Below are 20,274 nucleotides of genomic sequence, written 5' to 3'. Positions count from 1 at the left end.
GGGACCAGCCCGCTCTTTTTGCCATATAGCATGAATCTTATTCGTATTTGTAACTTGCTAAGCGTTTGTAGGAATCCAAGCGAACCTTCGCATATTTCTCGGCACCTTCAAAGAGTTCTTCTGCAGTTTCCGGGAAGGTGTTAATCAAGGAGGTGTAACGAACTTCGCCCATGAGGAAGTCACGGAAGGAAGCTGTAGGTTCTTTGGAATCGAGGGTGAAAGGATTTTTACCTTGATCTTCAAGATCGGGGTTGAAGCGATAGAGATGCCAGTAACCGGCCTCTACAGCTTTCTTCGCTTCGGTAACGCTCTTCGACATACCGGACTTCAGTCCATGGTTGATGCAAGGAGCATAAGCAATGATGATGGAAGGTCCTTTGTAAGCTTCTGCCTCTTTCATCGCTTTAATGGTTTGAGCCATATTAGCGCCAAGAGCTACTTGAGCTACATAGATATAGCCATAGCTCATAGCCATCATACCCAGGTCTTTCTTGCGGATCTTCTTACCAGCAGCCGCGAACTTAGCAACAGCGGCACGAGGTGTAGCCTTGGAAGATTGACCACCGGTATTGGAGTACACTTCAGTGTCCATAACCAGGATATTGACATCGTCTCCGGAAGCTAAGACATGGTCTAAACCACCATAACCGATATCATAAGCCCAACCGTCTCCACCGACGATCCATTGGGATTTCTTAACAAGATGATCTTTTCTGCCTTTAATATCGGCAATCAAAGCGCTATCGCCTTCGTAAGCGTCCAGAGCCGCACGAACCTTAACCGTTGCAGCTTTAGAAGCATCTGCATCATCCATACCGGCGATCCACTCTTGGAAAGCTTCCTTCATGTCGCCGCTGATTTCAGTTTCGCAAGCTTCTTGCATCAACAGAACCAGTTTTTCCCGTTGTTGACGAACGCCAAGATACATACCGTAACCAAACTCAGCATTGTCCTCAAAGAGGGAGTTAGCCCAGGTAGGACCTTGTCCCTTAGCATTGACAGTATACGGTACGGAAGGAGCACTACCACCCCAGATGGAGCTACATCCGGTAGCGTTGGCAATCATCATGCGATCTCCATAAAGTTGGGTGAGGAGCTTAACATAAGCTGTTTCTCCGCATCCTGGGCAAGCGCCGTTGAACTCGAGGAGAGGTTGTGCAAATTGGCTGCCTTTGACGGTAGTAATATCAAAGCGCTCGGCTTTGTTGGATACGGTCAGCGCATATTCCCAATTACCGGCCTGCTCGGCAGTCTGTTCAGCCGAATCCTTCATGACCAAGGCCTTGCCTTTAGCTGGGCATACTTCGGCGCAGTTTCCGCAGCCTGTGCAATCCAGCGGGCTCACTTGAACGCGAAGTTGGAGGCCTTCAGCTTCTTTACCGAGGGCTTTCTTGGTCACGAAGCCTTCGGGAGCATTGGCAACTTCTTCTTCATTCAGCAAGAATGGGCGGATAGCCGCATGAGGACATACATAAGAGCATTGGTTACATTGAATACACTTTTCAACATCCCATTCAGGCACAACCACAGCAATACCGCGTTTTTCGTAAGCGGTAGTTCCTACAGGTACCGTTCCGTCTTCACGGCCTACGAAAGCGCTGACAGGAAGGCTGTCTCCTTCTTGAGCATTCATGACATTTTGGATGTTAGCCACATAATCAGGAAGATCCACAGTGGCAGCGGCTTCAGCTTGTGCATCGGCAGCATCAGCCCAGGATGCAGGAACATCAATCTTGACCAGGGAATCCACTCCACGATCAATAGCAGCATTGTTCATATCAACAATGTTTTGGCCTTTTCGACCATAAGTTTTGACTACGGATTCCTTGAGATAGCCGATCGCTTCTTCTACAGGAATAACATTAGCAAGCTTGAAGAAAGCAGATTGCATGATCATATTAATGCGGGAACCTAAGCCGATTTCCCGAGCGATAGAGACTGCATCAATAATGTAGAGTTTAATATCATTTTTAGCAATGAATTTCTTCATAGAAGCAGGAAGCTTTTCTTCCAATTCTTCAGGCTTCCATTGGCAATTCAGGACGAAAGAGCCGCCTTTCTTCAGACCTTTGGTCAGATCATATTGACCAACATAAGCTTGGTTATGGCAGGCAACATAGTTAGCATCGGATACATAGTAAGGGGATTTAATGGGTTTTTTACCAAAACGAACGTGGGAAATGGTGATACCACCGGATTTCTTCGAATCGTATTGGAAATAAGCTTGAGCGTACATAGTGGTGTGGTCACCAATAATTTTAATCGCTTGTTTGTTGGCGCCAACGGTACCGTCAGAGCCTAATCCCCAGAATTTACAAGCAATAGTGCCTTCAGGAGCAGTGTTGATGATTTCATCTTCCGGTAAAGATTTGAAGGTTACATCGTCCACGATACCGATGGTGAAGTCATTCTTAGGCTCAGCTTGGGCAAGATTCTTGTAAACAGCCAGTACTTGGGAAGGAGTCGTATCTTTAGAACCTAAACCATAACGTCCGCCCACGATAACAGGCTTTAATTCATGGTTGTAGAAGGAATCTTTAACATCCAGATAGAGAGGTTCACCGGTGGAGCCAGGCTCTTTGGTCCGGTCAAGAACTGCGATAGTTTTAACGGTCTTAGGAAGAACCTTGAACAGATATTTGGTAGAGAAAGGACGGAAGAGGTGAACCTTAACCACGCCCACTTTTTCACCTTGTGCTACTAAATAATCCACAGTTTCTTCAATTGTATCACAGACAGAACCCATGGCGATGATCACACGCTCAGCATCTTCAGCACCATAGTATTGGAATGGATGGTATTCACGGCCGGTGATCTTAGCATATTCGTCCATATAATGGGCTACAATATCAGGAACAGCATCATAATAACGATTCGATACTTCACGGCCTTGGAAATAGACATCCGGGTTTTGGGCAGTACCACGGAGAACAGGACGCTCAGGGTTCAAAGCATTATCCCGGAAAGCTTGAAGAGCATCACGGTCTAAGAGTTTTGCCACATCATCATAATCTGTCACTTCGATTTTTTGAATTTCATGGGATGTACGGAATCCATCAAAGAAGTGAAGGAAAGGAACTTTGGCTTTGATTGTGGCTAAATGGGCAATAAAGCCGAGGTCTAAAGCTTCCTGAACATTATGTGAAGACAATTGAGCAAAACCGGTAGCCCGTACGGACATAACATCCTGATGATCACCGAAAATGGAAAGCGCATGAGTAGCTAAAGCACGAGCACTAACATGGAATACGCTGGGCAAAAGCTCGCCGGCGATTTTATACATATTCGGAATCATTAAGAGCAAACCTTGAGAAGCTGTGTAGGTGGTGGTAAGAGCACCAGCCTGGAGGGACCCGTGAACTGCACCGGCAGCTCCTGCTTCAGATTGCATCTCAACAACTTTGACAGGTTGACCAAAAATATTTTTCTTGTTATGGGCAGCCCATTCATCTACCAATTCAGCCATGGTTGAAGAGGGAGTGATCGGGAAGATGGTTGCTACTTCTGTAAACGCATACGACGCCAGTGCAGCAGCTTCGTTACCATCCATTGTCTTCATTTTTGCCATTTGGTACATCCTCCTAAAAAGATAATTTAATAAAAGGGTTAGAAAAGAAATTCTTTTTTCACCCAAACCTTGCCCATACAAAAAGAATGAATAAATATAAGAAAAAAAGGATTATTCTTATATTAGACATATAAATAAAATTACTATTAATAAATAGCAAGTATCAATCAAGTGTTATTTAGAATTTTTAAAATTTCGGGATCTAAATGATTAAATTTTCGCAAAAATTCTATAAAAATGCATTGAGGGAACTATTTCGGTACCTAGACCGAAACGTCCCCTGCAGTCAGTATCAGTATACTCTCAGCCGGATAAATCCGTCAAGACGTAAAATGGAGCTAGAGCCATAATTCTGTAAAAAACTCGCAATAAATGAAACGAATCACATTTAAAAACCAGATCTTCTCTAAAATTTGGATAATTTCTAAATATAGTAGAAAAAAATAGAATCCCCAGCTTTTTAAATGCCTAAGACCTGTAGGCCCACTAAAGCCACGACTCCCGGAAATCCCAAAAGGCCGACCAAAGTTATGGTAAATACATTAATGGGAATACCGAATCCTACTACGCTCAAAACTAAATCAAAGATCCATAAGCCTACGATTCCCCCCAGGATATGAATCCCAGCCTTTAAGAACTTATTAGGTTGACCTAAGCTGCTCTTAACCACTAAAGCGATCAATAGAATGAATAATGCCAAAAAAATTAAGGTCATGACGAGTCCTCCTTTACCACTACTAGTCCACATTATGCAGAAAATGGATAAAGAAGAACTATTGACCTTAATTTTTGGAGAACCACTCTTTATATCTGGCGACGGCCTTCTAAAGCACGAGCAATGGTAATTTCATCGGCATACTCCAGATCTCCGCCCACCGGTAAACCATGGGCGATACGCGTCACCTTAATTCCTAAAGGCTTAAGCAGCTTGGATAAGTACATAGCGGTAGCTTCTCCTTCTACCGTTGGGTTCATGGCCATGACGACTTCCTTGATTCCTTCCAACCGCCCTAAGAGCTTAGGAATCGTGAGCTGCTCCGGCCCGATCCCTTCCAAAGGGGATATAACGCCATGCAAGACATGATAAAGCCCTTTAAATTCTCTTGTTTTCTCTAAAGAAACCACATCCCGGGGCTGCTCCACAATGCAGAGAAGGGAAGCATCCCTTTTCTCCCCGGTACAAATAGAGCAAGGGTCATGATCCGTATAGTTGCAGCATAGAGAGCACTGCTTGATTTCTTGCTGAGCCTTGATAATGGTTTCTGCTAAATTCTCGGCCACTTGGGGTTGCTGCAGAAGATAAAAAGCTAAGCGGCCTGCCGTTTTGGGTCCAATCCCAGGTAAGCGGGATAAACCCGCAATCAAATCAGCAAGGGGTTCAGGATAATTTAAAAAATCCATAGTTCCTCACTTAGAAGAGACCGGGAATTTTCAAACCATTGGTTAATTTGCCCATTTCTGAGGATACAAGCTCTTCCACCTTACGCAAGCCCTCGTTGACTGCGGCTTTGACCAAATCCTCCAGCATCTCCACATCATCAGGGTCTACAGCTTCCGGTTTAATCTTCAGCTCTACCAGTTCATTTTTCCCATTGACCACAACCTGAACGGCGCCCCCGCCTACAGATGCCTCAACTGTGCGAGTCTTAAGCTCCTCTTGAGCTCTCGCCATTTCTTCCTGGAGCTTCTGAGCTTGTTTAAGCATATTGCTCATATTCCCCATACCGCCGCCTTTAAATGCCATTTCAACTACACTCCTTACACTATTCTTCTTGAACAATCAATAAATCCGATCCAAATAAATCAGCTGCTTTTTTGACCATCGGATTCTCCTTTGATTTCTCAGCTTGATCTGAATCCTTGTTGCCTTTTACATATTCATTTTCCAACAGACTTTGCAAAGCATAGGCTTTGCCAAATAGACTCCCGAGAACCTCTTCGATTGTTTCCCTGTTTTCCTTCTGATTGACCTTATCGCGATGGAAAGAAAAACCTTCTTTAAATACGATAACCAAAGTATCTCCATCCAATTCAACGGGCTTACCTTCCATCAAAAAAGCATGGGTGGATTTTTTGCGTTTTCTTACTTGCTCTAAAACCTCTCCCCAATGCCCTTGGACATCCTGAAAGGACAGGGAAGAACTATCTTTGCCTTCTTGGGTACTTACAGGTTTATCCTGGACTGGAGACTCAACATGCTTTTTATGACTCGGTAGGTCGGAACTTCTCTCCTCGGCCTTCTTGGGTGATTCTACTTTACTTTCTTTGCGACTCTTCCCTGAAGAAAGGTTCTTGATCTCCTCCTCTAATTCCTGCAATCGTTCCAGAACTTGTGGAGATTCCTTGCCATAACTGGGCCCGGAGTCATAAATCACTTGAACCAAAAGAAGTTCCGCCGCTAAACGGGCATTAGCAGCATATTTTAACTGACTTTCTCCCTGAAGCAGAATTCCTATCCATTGCAATAGGGTTTTGAGTCCAATGGTTTCGCATTGAAAAGCCAAATGCTCCTTAAGATGGGGCGCAATATGAGGGAAGGCTTGAGTTGAAGTATAGAGCAAAGCTTGCCGCAGATAATCCAACAGTTCGCGGATAATCTGTCTGGGATCCATCCCTTGATTTATGCCTTCCCCTAAAAAACCTAAGGTCTTGGCATAGTCTCTAGCCAAGAGGTGATCCACAAGTTTGGCGCTGAATTCTTCCCCTACCATTCCCAGGACTTGATAGACCTGCTCCACTCCCAGCTTCCCATCCAGCAGGAGGCACTGATCCAAAATGCTCAAAGCATCTCTCAGCCCCCCTTCAGATTTTTGGGCGATAATCTGGAGGGCTTCTGAATCCACGTCCCGACCTATAGTTTGGCATACTTTATCTAAATGTTTGTAAATTTGCTCCAAGGAAATCCGATGGAATTCAAAGCGTTGAACCCGGGAAAGAATGGTTAAGGGGATTTTATGGACTTCCGTGGTAGCCAGAATAAACACCACCCGCTCAGGGGGTTCCTCCAGGGTCTTGAGAAGGGCGTTAAAGGCTTCGGTAGTCAACATATGAACTTCATCAATAATATAAACCTTATATTTGCTTTCTCCGGCACTTAAGCGAACCTTATCCCGTAAATCACGGATTTCATCAATTCCCCGATTGGAAGCTGCATCGATCTCAAAGACTTCCATCGCGCTTCCTTGATCGATGCTCAGACAGGAAGGGCATTGATTGCAAGGCTCAACCCCATCCCGGTGCTCACAATTTAAAGCCTTGGCCAAGACCTTCGCTGTAGTGGTCTTACCAGTCCCTCTCGGTCCACTTAAAAGGTAGGCATGAGCTACTTTACTCTGCACGAGAGCGTTCATCAACGTCTTTGTGACATGCTCCTGCCCTACCATATCTTTAAAATTCTTCGGTCTCCATTCGCGGTATAAGGCCAAATAAGCCATTGGGCTCCCACCTTACGCAAAAAAGATGGTACTAGACCACCTTTATGATAATATTTAAGGCCGTGCACCTTTACTCGAACAGACGCTTCCGGACGAATCCGAGATTCACTGCTCAGCCTAGGCGACCTTGCGGCACACAGAGTTTGCTCCTTAGTGCTGCTTCCGTCAGGACCTGACACGGTTCGAAGTGCTCTGTTGCGCAAGACCCAGACCTCATCACAATTAGCCCCGGCCGCTCCACAAACGCTGCCCTCATGCAGGAGTTCCACCTCGCTAAAGCGGGTTGCGAGTACAAGGATCCGCTACCTCCCCGTCTAGCACGGCCAAATCAATTATAACAAAATAAAAAGCCAAAGTCGAATACGAAACGAATCAAACTTGGCTAAAATGCGCTTATGGCGGAGAGAGAGGGATTCGAACCCTCGACACAGGTCAACCCCATGTACTCGCTTTCCAGGCGAGCGCCTTCGACCAGCTCAGCCATCTCTCCGTGTTCGTCTTGTCAAAAGACTATGAAATTTGGTGACGAAGCTTATTATAAGCTAACATTAGAGACATGTCAATAAAAGACGAATAAAATAATATTTCCGCCAATGGAATAAGCAGTAAAATCACCAAAAAGACATCTGTCTGTACTTATCCAAACGCTGATATTGATTCAAAAGATGATCCAGCTCTTGACTTAACTCTACGACCTCATCATCAACTAAGCTGCGTGTCGTAGCATATCGATACAATTTTCTACGAAGCACCTCAATCTTCTTTAATAACCTCTTTTCCACATTAATTCCTCCCGAAATTGCTTTCAAGAAGATTTTAATCGATTCACATGCAAATAACAACGAAATTAAATCCATAATAAGGTAAATAAATGTCGATAAGAGCAAGGAAAGCGGGTAGTCCTGACGAATATTAACCATGGGAGTGAGGTGGAATTTATGGAGTTTAAAAGATTAACATTGGACAATCTGGATTCCGAACATATTTGCTGTGCAATTACCGATAAAAAAGGAGAATCCGGGGTTTCATCAAAAAAAGATTGGCTCAGAAAACGCTTATCCGAGGGATTGGTCTTCGATAAATTAGATGTACGTGGAAAAGTTTTTATCGAATATATTCCTGCAGAAAAAGCGTGGTGCCCTATTGTGGCCGATAACTATATGTTCATTAATTGCTTCTGGGTTTCCGGACAGTACAAAGGTCAGGGATATGCTAATTTATTACTGGAACGCTGCATCAATGATTCAAAGGAAAAAGGGAAAGAGGGGATTGTTATTTTATCTACGGAGAAGAAAATGCCCTTTCTCTCTGATCCCAAGTATCTGAAATACAAAGGCTTTAAAATAGCAGATAAAGCGGTTCCTTATTATGAACTGCTCTATCTTCCCTTCAGTGCCCAAGCAAACATTCCCCAATTCAAAGAGTTTGTGAAAAACGACCTTATTGATCATAAAGGCTGGGTTATCTATTATACAAACCAATGTCCCCATACTGAAAAATATGTCCCGATCCTTATAAATCATCTAACATCAAAAGGGTTTGCTGTTCAAGCCATTAAACTTGATACAACGGAACAGGGACAAAAGGCACCCAATCCATTTACCACCTATGCCCTTTTTTATAACGGCAAATTTATTACCAACGAGATACTTTCCGAAAAGAGCTTCGACAAGCTTTTAATCAAAATGAAAATTTGCTGAGTTCAGGGTATCAGATATCTTTATCTCTCCGCTGGACCTATCATGTCATTTTACCCTATAGGAGATTCTTGCCGCTAGCCGCCCTACCGCCCCCATAGGGACGATCCGCGCCAGTGCCGATGTGAACCGGCCTAATTTGCGGTAAAAAATATTAAATAAGAGATAAGATTTTCGTTGTGCTCTATGCTCCGGCATACGGCGCAATATATTGGGAAAGGAGTAAAACTCCCGGTATATCCAAAGGTAACCCTCGTACAATTCCTCCGCTGTCATGCCTTTAGGTTGAAATACTACATGAGCCGTATTGTACTTTGACAGCTCATGATCAGTTATTCGTCCTTCATCTTTCATTCGGCGATATAGCTCTGTGCCGGGGTATGGAGTGAGAATATGGGAAGTCAGGGTTTCGATCTTATTCTTTACCAGCCAATCCAGTGTTCTCTGAAAAACATCCGGTTCATCCCCGTCCAGGCCGAATACCATGCTGGCATTGATCATAATGCCTCGGCTGTGAATTTCTGCGGCAAGCTTTTCATATTTCTCAAAGTGATTGTCCTTATTTACCCCATGTAAAGACGAGTTATTGATTGATTCAAAGCCGATAAAAAGACTTTGGCAACCCGTCTCAGCCATTAGATCCAGCAAATCGGGATGGTCGGCTATTTTAGTGGTCACAGCCGCACTCCATTTAAGGTCCATTCCCCGCAGCTTATTAAGTAATTCACAAGTGTAGGAAGGCACACCGATAAAATTATCATCAATAAAAAGGATATGCCGGGTTCCCAGGAATTCGATATCCCTGAGCACATCCTCGACAGGGCGACGGATATACATCCTGTTTTGGCAGCTGTTATAGCAGAAGTCACATCGGTTGGGACAGCCGCGGCTTGTGGTGATAACGTTTGTATAGAGGTAGCGGCTTTTATCGATTCTGTTGTAGGCCGGAGGGACAATCTCATCTCCCCGAAAATCCGCCATGTCATGATAAACCTGCTGAAGCCTGCCCCGTGCAGCATCTTCTATCATAGATGCCCATACCCGCTCGGCAGCGCCGATACAAACAGCGTCGAAATATCCGCTGCACTCATCCGAACTGCTCGTAACGTGAATTCCGCCTGCCACCACAGGTATTCCCAGTCGGCGGAATTTTTTCGCAATCTCTGCTGCTCTGGGCATGACATCCAAAGTTATGGTGATGCCGACCATCTCCGCACCGCAGTGATAATCTATTTTCTCCACATTTTCATTAACCATGATCACTTCATGACCCTCAGGTGTAAGACTCATCAGCGTAAGCAGTGACAAAGGAGGAGCCATACGAGTCTTCAAATCAGTATCCATAGGCCTTTTATTCATTTTAGGTTGAATCAGTACGATTCTCATATCCTATCTCCATCTGCATACCAGCACATAAACCAGGTCTGCCAGCACTACCGTTGTCCAGTGTATGACGATGAACAGAGTAAACTTTTCGACAATGCCGTTAGGCTCACTCAATATCATCAGATAAAATCCGGCAATGGCGGCAAGTGTAAGGATGGCAGCTACTGCAAGGCACTGGATAAGGTAGGCTGTGTGGTACTCATCATAGTGATGACGGCGAAAGATCAGCATAAGTACAACCAGTACGGTTATCCCTATTAAGGCATAAGCAATGTATGCGTGATGTCCGGAAGCCAGAAAATTGCTCCAGCCGGTCCAAAAGGGATGAATGGCCGTTGCCCGGTTGTAATATAAGAGATTTTCAAATTCAAGATGTCCGGAAGTAACAATAAAGATTAACCCGTAGAAGGCGGTAAATAGGCTTAATCCTATCGCATTGACTGCCGGGTTTTTGAGAAAATGCTTCATTTCCTATCCTCCTCTTTGAACAGAAACAGCGCCTCAATGGTTACACCAAAGAATTGCGCCAGATCATACGCCAGCCAAATGGATGGATCAAATTTGCCTGTTTCTATGGCATTGATGGCCTGTCGTGAAACTCCCACATGCTCACCCAGCTCTTTTTGAGTTAGTCCACGCTCTTCCCGGAGACGCTTTACATTATTTTGCACGGCATTACCCCCTGCTATGATGTCAGGTACACCTTACATTAAAAATAGCAGATCGGCGGTATGGTGTCAAGTTAACCTTACACCATAGATAAAAAAGTGCTTAAGCTAGGAAAATGCTCCAAAGGGTACATCTTTTATTCCCCTCCAGTCCTTGGCCGTCGCGGGAGAGATCGGAGACTTCGGTTCTGGAACCGGGCATTTTACACTACAAAAGAGGGGGAACACGTTAAAATCCCCCTCCTTGTAGGCAGTGCTATTAAAAAAGCTTAATCGCCGATTTATTCCTCATTATATTTTTCTATTGAATCCAATACCGCTTTTCTGACTCCCTTAATAATGCCTATGGAGGTCATGCTCGAACCGGTAATCGCATCAACCTCTAAAGTTTGTTGCTTTAAAATTGCAGCCGGAATTACAAGCATGGCCTCTTTGTAGTATTTGGAATCCACCTCAAAATGCTGCAGAATCTTGATCTTCTTGACGAAATTATCCTCAATGGTGACCTCTAATTTCAACCCGGGACTATAACCGGTACTTTCAGTTATATAGGTTCCATTGGCCAGCTCTAGCCCTTTAAAAGAAAAATAATAGGGTAAATCAGCTTGGTTAGGGGCGGGATTAGAACTTGTATTATTACTGGTGTTGTCTTCCTTTTGCTGCTCTTCTACCATTGCTTCATAGGTAACATCACTATTCATTTCGGATAGTATTCGAAAAATATTAATACCTCCGACATCAACAATATGCCAAACGAGGGTTACTACAAAAAGAATTGTTAAAGCTTGATGTATAGGTAGCCATTTAGTTTTTAAATTCTTACAAACCCAACTGATGCCTAAGGCAATCGTCACTAACCAGTTTAAGGTGCCGATATTCACACTTAGCACCGGATCAGAAGAATGTGCCCCATGAATTAAGCTTATGACAATAAGGACAAAGCCTAAGACTATATGAGGGGTCTTTAGATATCTATTAATTTCAACCAACCGGGAACGCTTTTCCCCTTGAACTTTGGGTATTAGTTTTCGGAATAAATACTTCGAGATCAAAAAAATTCCAATTAGAACTGCTAGCCAACCAAATACATAATCCAGAATAAAACCTATCATAGCTATACTCCCGAGAATTATTTTTTTAATCATTCAAAGGGCAAAAAAATTAATAATAACCAACAACCAAGAAAGCCTTTTACTTCAAAGTTGTTGGTTATTATTTTTTTAGAGTGATTATTAGTTTAAAATTTTAGAACCAGGGATATTGTCCCATTACAGAAGAATAAAATAGAATACGTCCTGTTACCTCCCCGAGAACCACTCCAACCAGGGTTAAAGCAGCAAATGTACTGCTGGATTTTTGGTTAGCGATAAATACTCCTGCAAATACCATGGGAAGTAGAATACCGATCATTAAGCGCACAGCGAAGAAAAATGAAGCAAAGGTTGCTGCAACTGCGGCAGATTGTTCAGCCGATGTACCATAGGTTTGAGCGAAGGACCCCAGTACCAAACCCACAAGTACAACAGCAGCTATAACGAAGATACCCAGTGTTCTTCTAACTTTCTGACCGGCTTCCCCTTCAATCTTACTTAGAAGGAAAGCTACAGATACAGATCCTAAAAGTAAAGCTGTAAGAACAAAGGCTGCTGTAGTTTGCCAAGAATTCCATGCTAATCTAGCAGGTAAGGCATAGACTTTGCTGGAAATTACTATTGCTATTAAACCAACACCACTAAGAAGTAGACCCACTATTTTTTTGGAAGAACTAGCCGGTGTTTTCCACCACATATAGCTGTAGATAAGAGCCAAAACTCCTACAATCACGAAGGCCAGAATCTCCATACTTAATTTGGAAACTCCAAGATTGCTAATAGCTTTCATAGCACTAAGGGGCTGGCCTAAGTGGAATACGGAAAAGATTATACCTAGACCTACTAATGGTAAAACAGAGATACCGCCCACCCTTAATTTTTTCAAGGAAGCTTCATCTAAATCTGAGGAAAACATATATTCTACTAGTGTGATAGTTAGGGCTAAGCCGATAGCCCATTGACCAAGAACAGTGAATAATACTAATGGGAATTCCCATGTGCCCATTTAAAGCCCTCCTCTCTATTTTTTAAATGCTTTCGCAGGATTGATGATAATAGCCGGATTTGTGATGCTTGCAGAAGGTGTTATGGGTAGTTCTTGAACTCCGGAATATTTAGCCTTTAATTCTTCAATATCGCCGGCAACCAGGTTACCCCCGGGGCAAGCTTCTACACAGCGAGGCTCTAAGCCTTGTTCAATACGTTCTTTACAATAACTGCATTTACTGGTTTTACCCTCTTCCGGGTCATACTGAGGGACACCATAGGGACAAGCCATGACACACATCCTACAGCCGATACATTTGCTATGATCTTGGTAAACTATGCCATTATCTAATCTGGTATAAGCACCGGCCGGACAGTTAAGCAAACACTGCGGGTTCTTACAATGGTTGCATCCCATTGAAATAGTTGCATGGGAGGCAGGATTTTCGGTATCGAATTTACGGACTTTACGCCATTGAACACCGGGAGCAGTTTTTTGCTCAGATTTACATGCTACCATGCAGGTTTGGCATCCGTAACAGTTTGCCATATTAATATAGAAGCCAACTTGTTTAGCCATGGGTTACGCCTCCTTCCTAATTTCTACTAAGGTATTGTTACAACTGTGGCCACCACCAAGTGGTTCGACAAAGTCACTTGTTACATAGCTGCTGCTGCCGCCGTGTTGTTCCCACCACCCGTTTTCCAAAGCTACGATGCCTTTCTTAATGTGGTCTTTAACAATAGCAACACATTTGTGTTCGCCACGGTCATTAAAGGCTACTACCCGATCTCCATCATTAATACCGCGAGCTGCAGCATCTTCCGAATGAATAAGCACATGTGGTTTATCACCGCAGGTTTCCAAAATCCAGGGTAAGTTACCAAAGGTAGAGTGAATAGTACGATTGATTTTTCTTTGTACAGCCATCAGTGGGTACTTGGCAGCCAACTCTTTATCCCCGTGGATAAATTCGTTGGGTCTGATGTAGGTAACAACTGGATTAAAGCCTTTTGACTTCCACATTGGCATATATAATTCAGCTTTTTGGGTCGGTGTTTTAAATATACCGTCTTTGTAGGGTATATATGGATCAGGGGTCCCCAGCACTGGCCCTTGCTTCAACTGTTCTAGGGTAATGCCTGTGCCTTCAAGACATACTTCGATCAACTCTTCCGGAGTTTTATCAAAGGCTTCACCGAAACCCAACTTTTTAGCTAACATAGTAAAGATCTCCAAATCGGATTTTGCTTCACCCGGTGGTTCAACCGCCTTTTCCATAAGCTGGACATAATGGCTGCGGTTATTGGCTAACAAATCTGTATACTCAAATACGGTGGTGTTGGGCAATATCAGGTCCGCATATAAAGCCGTAGGAGTCATCAAGCTATCCACGACTACCACGAAAGGAATCTTCTTTAAGGCTGCTTTTACGGCATTGGTATTGGGGAACTGGGTCATTAAGCTTGTCGTCATTACCCAGAGGAAGCCGATCTTATTGGGCTTGTCGGCTAAAAGATACTCACCAAGTTTTGGTGATGGAATCGATCCGAACTCGCCTTGAGGTTTTGGGGATTTGATGGGAGCATTAATCTTAAGATTAGTTTGTACCCCGCCCGCATCACAAACACCATTGCCTGGTTTACCCCAGTTACCCGTGAAAACTGAAAGGTAGAATTGAATGCCTACTGCATAGGATCCGTATTCGGTACGTTGGAAACCACCCATGTTGGTGATCATCATGGCAGGTTTGATGGTTGCATATTCATGTGCAAGGCGAATCACGGTTTCAGCCGGAACGTCTGTCTCTTCTTGAACCTTTTCTGGGGTCCAGATCTTCGTCTCTTCATAGATCAGGTCAAATACTGTGGTATATTTTTCCGAAATTTCGGTGTTTGCCACGCTGAGAGCCGGAGAAATTCCTTTTGCATCATGGGCCACTATGCTTTTGCTAATTTCATCATATACCAGATAACTTGTTTCGTTATCATCTGCTTTAGCCTGATCTCCGGTAGCCTTATCTACCAAGAAATGAACACTACTATGATTCTGTAAGAAATCAAGATCATATAACTTCTCTTCGATAATAATCTTTAACATACCTAGACCGAGTGCTGCATCGGTACCCGGCAAAATCGGTATCCACTCGTCGGATTTAGCTGCTGTCTCACTAAAGCGCGGATCAATCGTAACCATTCTGGCACCATTACTCATAGCGTCCATATATCTATACATGTATGATTGCATGGTTACTGCCGGGTTTGTTCCCCAAACCAGGATGTATTTGCTATCTTGAATGGTATCTCTGGTATCTTCGTAACGGGAACCAAGCATGGGTGGCATGGTCGTCGTTACTACTTGGCAACATAAAGATCCGACAAATGGAGTAGATCCCCCAAGGTAATTAAAAAACGCACCTGATAGTGGATTGACTAATTGACCAAAGTTACCGGACCCACCCTTATAGGCTATCCCTTGGTTACCCAGTTCCTTTTGAGTTTCTTTAATCTTGGTTACGATTAGATCGGTGGCTTCGTCCCAACTAATTTCTTTCCATTTGCCCTCACCTTTTTCACCGGTTCTCAGCATTGGCATTTTGATTCTGTCGGGATGATTGACCCATTGCACCCGGCTCAAACCTCTCAAGCAGGCTTTTGTAGGATCATCTGTATTAGCCTCCACTTTCACTAGTTTTCCGTCTACTACATAACCTTTTAAGTTATGGTGCAGGCACTCCATGGTACAGCTGGAAGTGAATGTTTTAGCATTTGTTAGATCTACCGGAGCTCCTTCTGCGACATCAGCCCAAGTACCAACTATTCCCGCACTACCAAGAGTAACTGCAGCTGCCGCAGCACCGGAACCTTTGATAAAGGTACGTCTTGAGATTTTTGTGGCTTCTTTTCTTTTATTCTCAGTTGTCATGACCATTCCCCTTTCCTTAATTTCTTTTACTGTGTTACTAGGACAAAATTATTGGACATAAAAGCGTGCTAATGATTGACATAGACAAGAGCTTTCGGTGTCACACCGGCCTGAATAGTATCCAAAATTGTATAGTTACTGGTGTCTACTACAAAAACGGTGCCCTCCAGCAAATTAGCAATATAAGCCTTTCTTCCATCTTTCGAAAGAACTATATCCCCGGGCTGACCGCTTAATGGGCAATTATCGATAACCCGACCCGACTCAGTGTCTAGCCCAACACATTTTGCTTCTTCTTCCGTAACCACATATAAAACGGTGTCATCTGCAGAAGAGGTAATACTAACCGGCTTCCCACCGACTTTAAGCTTGTCTACATTACCACCCCCTTTCAATTCCATGCTTAAGATAAAATCATTGATATCTATTTCATTACCGGCGGCAGAAACATATAATTTGTTATCCGTGCCGCTAAGAATCATCTCATTAATTCCAAAAGTAGCGTCAAAGGTTGCGACTTCTTTTTCCTCTTGAAGGTCAATAACTGCGATATCCCAGGTACCCATATTCCCAACATAAATCTTTCCTTTTGCCTCATCCAGCACTATAGCTGAGGGCTTGCGGCCGGCACCCAGTGGCTCTCCGAATATATCATTGCAACAATCTGGTGGCTCGATCCTTTCTTCGAACCCAAAAGTATTTAAAGGGTAAAAGCCTATCATTGAACGAATACTTAAATCAACAATACTTACTCTGTTTAAGTAATAATCAAGGGCATAGAGGACTTCGCCGGTTGAGTTAATCGCCATTGCCACCGGTTGATTACCAATAGCAATCTTAGCTTCTATCTCTCCAGTTGAAGTGTTTATCCTATAGACATCACCGGAGCCGCTATTGGCTACGTAAATATATTTTTCATCCGGCGACTTTAATAAAGCCATGGGCTTAGCCCCAACGGGAATTTCCTTGACTATTTCACCGGTTGCTAAGTCTATTACTGCTACCTGGTTTGTTGTGTATCGGCAGACATAGAGCGCTTCCTTAGGCATCTCCCTTTGCTCATCAGCAGGATCCTTGGCGGGAGCTTGGGCAATCTTTTCTCTCTGAACCGGTTCTGTCTTACTTACTGGTTGGGCACAGGCAGTCAATGCTAGTGAAATTACTAAAAGCAATAATAGGATTATTTTGTTATGCTTGATCATGCTTCACAAGCCTTCCTTCTTGCATAAGATAGCGTTTATTAGCTTTTTCTGCCCAGTGGGAATTATGAGTAACCATAACCACAGCACCACCACGTTCTACGACCCCAGCCAAAAGAGACATAATCTTCCCTGCCCACATCTCATCCAAGTCATTCGTCGGCTCATCGGCCAGGACAAGCTGGGGGTCGTTGATTAATGCCCTGGCCACAATCAGTCTTCGACGCTGTCCGACACTTAGTTGGTTAGGTAGAAAATTTCGCCTTGAACTCAGTCCTAATTCTTCTAAATAGCGAGAAATTTTTGCTTCATCCGGTTTTCTATCCTTACCTACACTTTGGACAAACCGTAAATTGCCTTCCACTGTTAAGGCTTGAAAAAGATTAGTTTCCTGGAACACAAATCCTACAAGGTCTCTTCGCAGCTCAGTCACTTTGGCATCTGACAAGCTTCTAAGATGATGATCCTTTAAGAAAACTTCTCCCCCTGTAGGCATCAATAAGCCACACATGATGTACAACAAAGTGCTTTTGCCTGTACCGGAAGGGCCTTCGATGGCTAGGAAATCACCCTTTTCAACCGTCAGTGAGACTTCATTGAGTGGGCAAACCACTTCACCCATTTTGTAGGATTTACTGACCTTTTCAAGTCTGCAAAGGCTCATATCTAGTCTACCTCCCCCCTGGCAATTGCTTCTTGCGGATCAAGTCTCGAACTTTTCCAAGCCGGATACACAGAGCCTACGAACCCTAAAAGCAATGCTACAAAGATTCCTAACACACCGCTCCCTAAGGCAGAGCTCCAGGACCACTGACCCATCGGCAAGCCCATCGAACTTCTCAGTGTCGTTAAAATCGAACTAACTCCAAGGGCGCCAAGGATGCTGCCTGCTATACCACCCGCGCCTGCCATTAACCATGCTTCTAACAGTATCAGCCTGAATACCTCTGTTCTTTGAACTCCGATTGCTCTAAGGAGTCCGATTTCTTTTTTTCTCTCCCGGGCTAGGGCACTAAAGCGACCAATTAAAGCCAAGCAGGCAACAAAGAATACAGCCAGCCATAAACCGAGGATTAGCTTCGTGACAATGAGTATTTGCGATCTCATGGATGAGACTACTTCACTAGTCGCAACAGCTTCCACGGCAAGCCCTAAGTTATTTATGTCTTCTGCCACTTGAGCCGGTTTATATCCCTCGGAGATCTTAATCAAAATGGCTGAAATGAGCTTTTCTGGGGATTCCTTTTTCCATAGTCCCAGAAGATAAGGGCTATCTTGGGCTAACTGCCTGGCAACATTAATGTTCATGAATAGTGTTTCGTCCATCCCACTTCCCGTCGGGTATAAGTTACCTACGACTGAGAACACACCCCCTAATACTGAGGCTTGGTTACCAAGGAAAGCAGGAATGTTACCACCGATTATTATTTGGTTATCTTCCAAGTTCGTAAGGTTATGTTCATTTAGCCAAGGTTTCAAAATAAAATCCGTTGCAGGATCGTAACCTACTAAGCGAGTTGCCCCACCTATCGAACAGCAGCTCTGATCCAAAGTCTGAGTAAAGAACTGCGAAGTCAGTTGCTCTATCCCCTTGACTTGAGCAATTTGCTGGGTAATATCTTGATTCATATAAATATTAACGGGCTCGGCCGTAAAGATGGTTTGGAAGGCATCAGCGTTACTTTTGTTAGGTAAAACAATAATATCTGCGCCTAATCGGTCATTGGATAGCTTTAACCCCTCTTGCAAGGTAAATAGCACCGAAAAAGCTAGAACAAAGGTTAACACGGTTAATCCCGTTATTAAAACTGTAAGTATGGATTGTCCTTTACGACGCATAACATTTTCCCAGGCTATAAACCACATCCTATTACACTCCATCCTGTGAAATCGTTCACATTCCAATTCAATAAGTTATTAAAACTATCTAAATACTCTTTAAAAAACTGTTTCACCTATATAACGTTTTAAATTCAAAAACCTTTCGCTTTTTCCCCACGAGAAAAAAATATTTTTCACTTGACTTCATTGACGATGGATACTAATTTAGGGGTAAGCAGATAACTCAAAATAATCGAAAGAAGGTATATCAATGAAGTTTTTCACTCAGAAACACCTTGCCTATGGATTGCTGGCTATTATTGCGATTGTGATAGGAGCAATTTATATTTGGGCGCCGGTCTGTGACGGGTTACTGGAATTGAAAAATGGCAATATGGTACATATGAAGTGCTTTTATACTGCCCAAGCCTCCACCATCATTGCGATACTCTTATTGGTACAGTCAATATATACCATTATCACCAATAAAAAGAATCCCTTCATGGTCATTGCCTTAGGGATCATGCTCATCTTGGTAACTTTTGAATCAATAATCGGGATTGGCGTCTGTAAAAAAGTCATGGCCTGCCATGAGACAGCATTCTGGTTAAGAGCCAGTGGCACCTTAACCATCGTGATCGGACTAGTCTCTCTCTTTAAAAAAGAGCTCGATACTTAACCCCTTTCTCTACACATCCAGTTGGTGTTTAGATCCATAGGCCTTAATACCTTTTCGAGTAAATAAAAAAGATGCCTCATTTTTATTTCTGAATTGAGGTATCTTTTTCTATGATCGCCTTGTGAAGTTGAATTGACCTGGGTCACTGTGAATCGGCTAGGAGATTCTTTTCCTGAAGAAACTCCATTAGGAGTTTTCCGGTTCCCCCTGTTATTTTGAGACAATTTCGCAGATGCTCCGGTGAATCAAAAACATGGGAGTTGAGCGCTCGACAACATGTTGCTCCGAATTTTGATTCAAAACGATCATGAAATTCTTTCGACAGCTGATAAACACTATCCCTACTCTCCGTCGTCTGGGTACGTCCTTTTAATATCCCAAGTACCATAGCTGAACCCGCTAATGCTCCACACATACATCCAGCATGGCCAAGTCCTCCGCCAAAACCTGTCGCCAATTTTACGACCTCAGGACACATGGGGTTACTACACATTTCGTTAAAAGCCTTGACGATCGACTCAGCGCAATTAAATCCTTGTTTGAAGTTGTCGCCCGCTCGATTACGAGCTTCCAAAGATAAATCTTCCATCTCTTTCTCCCTCCTATTTCTTATCTTTATATTGATAGTATATTCGAAATTTTCAGTAATATAAAGGGGAAAGTATAGCGGAGATTTCAATCAAATCATTGAGGTTCATTTTTATTGTTTTCAATGGCCCATATATCATAGAGTATTTAGCCATTTGAAAGCAAATAGGGCAGAGGTTATTGCTTCGTCAAGCATTAATTTCTGCCCTTGTTTTTGCCGAAAATGTTAA

General features: G+C 43.4%; 19 protein-coding genes, 1 tRNA gene and 1 other RNA gene. 2 read left to right on the top strand and 19 right to left on the bottom strand.

All coding sequences use genetic code 11. From position 1 onward, the window contains the following. Window positions 1-37: 37 nt before the first annotated feature. The 8 genes from nifJ to DESDE_RS00160 all read right to left on the bottom strand — a co-directional run bounded on the left by nifJ (window position 38) and on the right by DESDE_RS00160 (window position 7,784). Window positions 38-3,568, bottom strand: coding sequence for a pyruvate:ferredoxin (flavodoxin) oxidoreductase (nifJ, locus tag DESDE_RS00190; RefSeq protein ID WP_014792036.1), 3,531 nt, complete (start codon window positions 3,566-3,568; stop codon window positions 38-40). A 460-nt stretch (window positions 3,569-4,028) separates the two neighbouring features. After that, complete coding sequence (locus DESDE_RS00185) at window positions 4,029-4,283, bottom strand: pro-sigmaK processing inhibitor BofA family protein (RefSeq protein WP_014792035.1); 255 nt, start codon at window positions 4,281-4,283, stop codon at window positions 4,029-4,031. An 89-nt stretch (window positions 4,284-4,372) separates the two neighbouring features. Further along, window positions 4,373-4,969, bottom strand: coding sequence for a recombination mediator RecR (gene recR, locus DESDE_RS00180; protein WP_014792034.1), 597 nt, complete (start codon window positions 4,967-4,969; stop codon window positions 4,373-4,375). Window positions 4,970-4,979: 10 nt separating this feature from the next. Then, window positions 4,980-5,312, bottom strand: a complete 333-nt coding sequence (locus tag DESDE_RS00175) for a YbaB/EbfC family nucleoid-associated protein (RefSeq protein WP_014792033.1) — start codon at window positions 5,310-5,312, stop codon at window positions 4,980-4,982. Window positions 5,313-5,331: 19 nt separating this feature from the next. Then, window positions 5,332-7,002: a DNA polymerase III subunit gamma/tau gene (dnaX, locus tag DESDE_RS00170; protein ID WP_014792032.1), complete on the bottom strand. Its 1,671-nt coding sequence runs from the start codon at window positions 7,000-7,002 to the stop codon at window positions 5,332-5,334. A 60-nt stretch (window positions 7,003-7,062) separates the two neighbouring features. Next, window positions 7,063-7,325, bottom strand: an RNA gene (gene ffs, locus DESDE_RS20865) — signal recognition particle sRNA large type. A 73-nt stretch (window positions 7,326-7,398) separates the two neighbouring features. Next, window positions 7,399-7,492, bottom strand: a tRNA-Ser gene (locus DESDE_RS00165). Between the two features lie 121 nt (window positions 7,493-7,613). Continuing rightward, window positions 7,614-7,784: an aspartyl-phosphate phosphatase Spo0E family protein gene (locus DESDE_RS00160; RefSeq protein ID WP_014792031.1), complete on the bottom strand. Its 171-nt coding sequence runs from the start codon at window positions 7,782-7,784 to the stop codon at window positions 7,614-7,616. Window positions 7,785-7,940: 156 nt separating this feature from the next. On the opposite strand from DESDE_RS00160, the gene DESDE_RS00155 reads away from it, so the two are divergent. After that, window positions 7,941-8,702: an N-acetyltransferase gene (locus DESDE_RS00155; RefSeq protein ID WP_014792030.1), complete on the top strand. Its 762-nt coding sequence runs from the start codon at window positions 7,941-7,943 to the stop codon at window positions 8,700-8,702. 45 nt (window positions 8,703-8,747) lie between these two features. Here DESDE_RS00155 and DESDE_RS00150 read toward each other — a convergent pair whose 3' ends face one another. The 10 genes from DESDE_RS00150 to DESDE_RS00105 form a co-directional block, all read right to left on the bottom strand. Beyond that, window positions 8,748-10,085 (bottom strand): B12-binding domain-containing radical SAM protein, encoded by a 1,338-nt coding sequence (locus DESDE_RS00150; RefSeq protein WP_014792029.1) that lies wholly within the window; start codon window positions 10,083-10,085, stop codon window positions 8,748-8,750. Window positions 10,086-10,088: 3 nt separating this feature from the next. Further along, window positions 10,089-10,553 (bottom strand): hypothetical protein, encoded by a 465-nt coding sequence (locus DESDE_RS00145; protein WP_014792028.1) that lies wholly within the window; start codon window positions 10,551-10,553, stop codon window positions 10,089-10,091. Then, complete coding sequence (locus DESDE_RS00140; protein ID WP_014792027.1) at window positions 10,550-10,756, bottom strand: helix-turn-helix transcriptional regulator; 207 nt, start codon at window positions 10,754-10,756, stop codon at window positions 10,550-10,552. The genes DESDE_RS00145 and DESDE_RS00140 overlap by 4 nt, the downstream gene beginning before the upstream one ends. 278 nt (window positions 10,757-11,034) lie before the next feature. Then, entirely contained in the window at window positions 11,035-11,865 is an 831-nt protein-coding gene (locus DESDE_RS00135) for an FMN-binding protein (RefSeq protein ID WP_014792026.1), read from the bottom strand. Between the two features lie 133 nt (window positions 11,866-11,998). Further along, window positions 11,999-12,850 carry a dimethyl sulfoxide reductase anchor subunit family protein gene (locus DESDE_RS00130; protein WP_014792025.1) on the bottom strand — a complete coding sequence of 284 codons (852 nt, stop codon included), beginning with the start codon at window positions 12,848-12,850 and terminating at the stop codon, window positions 11,999-12,001. 15 nt (window positions 12,851-12,865) lie between these two features. Then, on the bottom strand, window positions 12,866-13,411 hold the full coding sequence (locus tag DESDE_RS00125; protein WP_014792024.1) for a 4Fe-4S dicluster domain-containing protein: 546 nt from the start codon (window positions 13,409-13,411) through the stop codon (window positions 12,866-12,868). A 3-nt stretch (window positions 13,412-13,414) separates the two neighbouring features. Next, entirely contained in the window at window positions 13,415-15,757 is a 2,343-nt protein-coding gene (locus DESDE_RS00120; RefSeq protein ID WP_041917176.1) for a molybdopterin-containing oxidoreductase family protein, read from the bottom strand. A gap of 68 nt (window positions 15,758-15,825) precedes the next feature. Next, entirely contained in the window at window positions 15,826-16,959 is a 1,134-nt protein-coding gene (locus tag DESDE_RS00115) for a YncE family protein (RefSeq protein WP_014792022.1), read from the bottom strand. Continuing rightward, complete coding sequence (locus tag DESDE_RS00110) at window positions 16,946-17,620, bottom strand: ABC transporter ATP-binding protein (protein ID WP_014792021.1); 675 nt, start codon at window positions 17,618-17,620, stop codon at window positions 16,946-16,948. The genes DESDE_RS00115 and DESDE_RS00110 overlap by 14 nt, the downstream gene beginning before the upstream one ends. Window positions 17,621-17,622: 2 nt before the next feature. After that, window positions 17,623-18,822 carry an ABC transporter permease gene (locus DESDE_RS00105; protein ID WP_014792020.1) on the bottom strand — a complete coding sequence of 400 codons (1,200 nt, stop codon included), beginning with the start codon at window positions 18,820-18,822 and terminating at the stop codon, window positions 17,623-17,625. Window positions 18,823-19,048: 226 nt separating this feature from the next. Here DESDE_RS00105 and DESDE_RS00100 point away from each other — a divergent pair, with 226 nt between their 5' ends. After that, window positions 19,049-19,456, top strand: a complete 408-nt coding sequence (locus DESDE_RS00100; RefSeq protein ID WP_014792019.1) for a DUF4418 family protein — start codon at window positions 19,049-19,051, stop codon at window positions 19,454-19,456. 142 nt (window positions 19,457-19,598) lie between these two features. Here DESDE_RS00100 and DESDE_RS00095 read toward each other — a convergent pair whose 3' ends face one another. Next, window positions 19,599-20,045 carry a C-GCAxxG-C-C family protein gene (locus DESDE_RS00095; protein WP_014792018.1) on the bottom strand — a complete coding sequence of 149 codons (447 nt, stop codon included), beginning with the start codon at window positions 20,043-20,045 and terminating at the stop codon, window positions 19,599-19,601. Window positions 20,046-20,274: the final 229 nt, after the last annotated feature.

The organism is Desulfitobacterium dehalogenans ATCC 51507 (genome assembly GCF_000243155.2).
GTDB classification, from domain to species: domain Bacteria; phylum Bacillota; class Desulfitobacteriia; order Desulfitobacteriales; family Desulfitobacteriaceae; genus Desulfitobacterium; species Desulfitobacterium dehalogenans.
This window is presented reverse-complemented; position numbering and strand designations above follow the sequence as displayed.

Coding starts and splice junctions, on each gene's coding strand:
- nifJ (WP_014792036.1), bottom strand. CDS start 3,568: ATGGCAAAAATGAAGACAATGGATGGTAACGAAGCTGCTGCACTGGCG.
- DESDE_RS00185 (WP_014792035.1), bottom strand. CDS start 4,283: ATGACCTTAATTTTTTTGGCATTATTCATTCTATTGATCGCTTTAGTG.
- recR (WP_014792034.1), bottom strand. CDS start 4,969: ATGGATTTTTTAAATTATCCTGAACCCCTTGCTGATTTGATTGCGGGT.
- DESDE_RS00175 (WP_014792033.1), bottom strand. CDS start 5,312: ATGGCATTTAAAGGCGGCGGTATGGGGAATATGAGCAATATGCTTAAA.
- dnaX (WP_014792032.1), bottom strand. CDS start 7,002: ATGGCTTATTTGGCCTTATACCGCGAATGGAGACCGAAGAATTTTAAA.
- DESDE_RS00155 (WP_014792030.1), top strand. CDS start 7,941: ATGGAGTTTAAAAGATTAACATTGGACAATCTGGATTCCGAACATATT.
- DESDE_RS00150 (WP_014792029.1), bottom strand. CDS start 10,085: ATGAGAATCGTACTGATTCAACCTAAAATGAATAAAAGGCCTATGGAT.
- DESDE_RS00145 (WP_014792028.1), bottom strand. CDS start 10,553: ATGAAGCATTTTCTCAAAAACCCGGCAGTCAATGCGATAGGATTAAGC.
- DESDE_RS00135 (WP_014792026.1), bottom strand. CDS start 11,865: ATGATAGGTTTTATTCTGGATTATGTATTTGGTTGGCTAGCAGTTCTA.
- DESDE_RS00130 (WP_014792025.1), bottom strand. CDS start 12,850: ATGGGCACATGGGAATTCCCATTAGTATTATTCACTGTTCTTGGTCAA.
- DESDE_RS00125 (WP_014792024.1), bottom strand. CDS start 13,411: ATGGCTAAACAAGTTGGCTTCTATATTAATATGGCAAACTGTTACGGA.
- DESDE_RS00120 (WP_041917176.1), bottom strand. CDS start 15,757: ATGACAACTGAGAATAAAAGAAAAGAAGCCACAAAAATCTCAAGACGT.
- DESDE_RS00115 (WP_014792022.1), bottom strand. CDS start 16,959: ATGATCAAGCATAACAAAATAATCCTATTATTGCTTTTAGTAATTTCA.
- DESDE_RS00110 (WP_014792021.1), bottom strand. CDS start 17,620: ATGAGCCTTTGCAGACTTGAAAAGGTCAGTAAATCCTACAAAATGGGT.
- DESDE_RS00105 (WP_014792020.1), bottom strand. CDS start 18,822: ATGTGGTTTATAGCCTGGGAAAATGTTATGCGTCGTAAAGGACAATCC.
- DESDE_RS00100 (WP_014792019.1), top strand. CDS start 19,049: ATGAAGTTTTTCACTCAGAAACACCTTGCCTATGGATTGCTGGCTATT.
- DESDE_RS00095 (WP_014792018.1), bottom strand. CDS start 20,045: ATGGAAGATTTATCTTTGGAAGCTCGTAATCGAGCGGGCGACAACTTC.